The sequence below is a fragment of the Cupriavidus sp. GA3-3 genome (assembly GCF_000389805.1).
GTDB classification, from domain to species: Bacteria; Pseudomonadota; Gammaproteobacteria; order Burkholderiales; family Burkholderiaceae; genus Cupriavidus; species Cupriavidus necator_D.
Map to the genome: position 1 here is coordinate 1 of NZ_KB944483.1, position 1,450 is coordinate 1,450.

2 protein-coding genes are annotated in these 1,450 nt (G+C 62.5%); both read left to right on the forward strand.

Annotated features, from left to right (window positions below):
• Positions 1–149 precede the first annotated feature (149 nt).
• Positions 150–413, forward strand: coding sequence for a hypothetical protein (locus C265_RS20300; RefSeq protein WP_010813230.1), 264 nt, complete (start codon positions 150–152; stop codon positions 411–413).
• 622 nt (positions 414–1,035) lie between these two features.
• Entirely contained in the window at positions 1,036–1,299 is a 264-nt protein-coding gene (locus C265_RS20305) for a hypothetical protein (protein WP_010813231.1), read from the forward strand.
• Positions 1,300–1,450: the final 151 nt, after the last annotated feature.

Consider the following 1,450-nt stretch of genomic DNA (forward strand, 5'->3'; position numbering starts at 1 on the left):
ATCGACGCCAGCTCGCACCTCAGCCTGAAGATCCCCACCATGCAGAACTTCGGCAACGGCACCCAGGTGGCCACGCTGTAACAACGCTGCATGCGGGAGTCCCGCCGAGGCGGGACTCCCCTTCAACCGAATCCCCAAGGAGACTTACCATGCAATCGACCCTCATGATCAAGGACCTGCCGCTCGACCAGGATCTCGACGGCAAGACCATGTCCGCTGTGCGCGGCGGCAGCGCCTACTCTGTTGTCGGCGGCAACTATCAGAACGTCGTCGGCGGCGGCGGCTTTGCCAGCCCGACCATCGGCTTGCAGGTCGGGCCGACCGTGAACACGATCGACGCCAGCTCGCACCTCAGCCTGAAGATCCCCACCATGCAGAACTTCGGCAACGGCATCCAGGTGGCTGCGCTGTAACGGGACCGAGGTGCGTCGCCCCCGCTTCAACGGATGGCGACGCACCTCGGAGTCCGCAGCGGAAGATGCAACCTACGGTATTCCAGTCCGGAGCCCGTAGCACTTGCCAGCCTTGGCAAGCACTCGACAGGTTTTCAGCAGTCTGAACCCGCCCTATTCTGGGCGGTTTTTTTTTCTTCGCCGGACCTTGGGGCCGCGCTTCGAGCGCGGCCATTTGCGTGCCATCACGGCGGCGGCCAGCTCGCATCAGTGGCGCGCTCGCCAACTACCAGGCCGCAGTCGGGACGGGCAAATCGCGCGCATCCAGGCAGAGAGCTGACCCGCCCAAGCCCGGTGTCATTGGCTTCAAGACGGCTTGGCTCGACGCAGTCAGTTCCGGGGGGCAACTGTGTTCGTTCGGCCAACAGTGCCATGAAATGAGTTTGCCTACGCCCAACACCAACCCTGACAAAGTTTCGCCCGACGGATCTCGGAAAGCGCCAAGATTCCATGAAAAACCTTTTATTTTCAATACGTTAGGCAGCTTACTGCAGCGACCTCCCAGGGCCTGGCACGGCCCATGCTCTATATCCTTCGAGCGCAACAAACGTGCTCCCCCAACCGAACCCCCAGGAGACTCACCATGCAATCGACCCTCATGATCAAGGATCTGCCGCTCGACCAGGAACTCGACGGCAAGACCATGTCCGCTGTGCGCGGCGGCCACGCCCTCTCTCTTGTCGGCGGCAACTTTCAGAACGTCATCGGCGGCGGCGGCTTTGCCAGCCCGACCATCGGCGTGCAGATCGGGCCGATCGTGAACACGATCGACGCGAGCACACACCTCAACCTGAAGCTCCCCACCCTGCAGAACTTTGGCAACGGCACCCAGATGGTCGCGCTGTAACGCTGCATGCGGGAGTCCCGCCGACGCGGGACTCCCCTCAACCGAACCCCCAAGGAGACTCACCATGCAATCGACCCTCATGATCAAGGATCTGCCGCTCGACCAGGAACTCGACGGCAAGACCATGTCCGCTGTGCGCGGCGGCCACGCC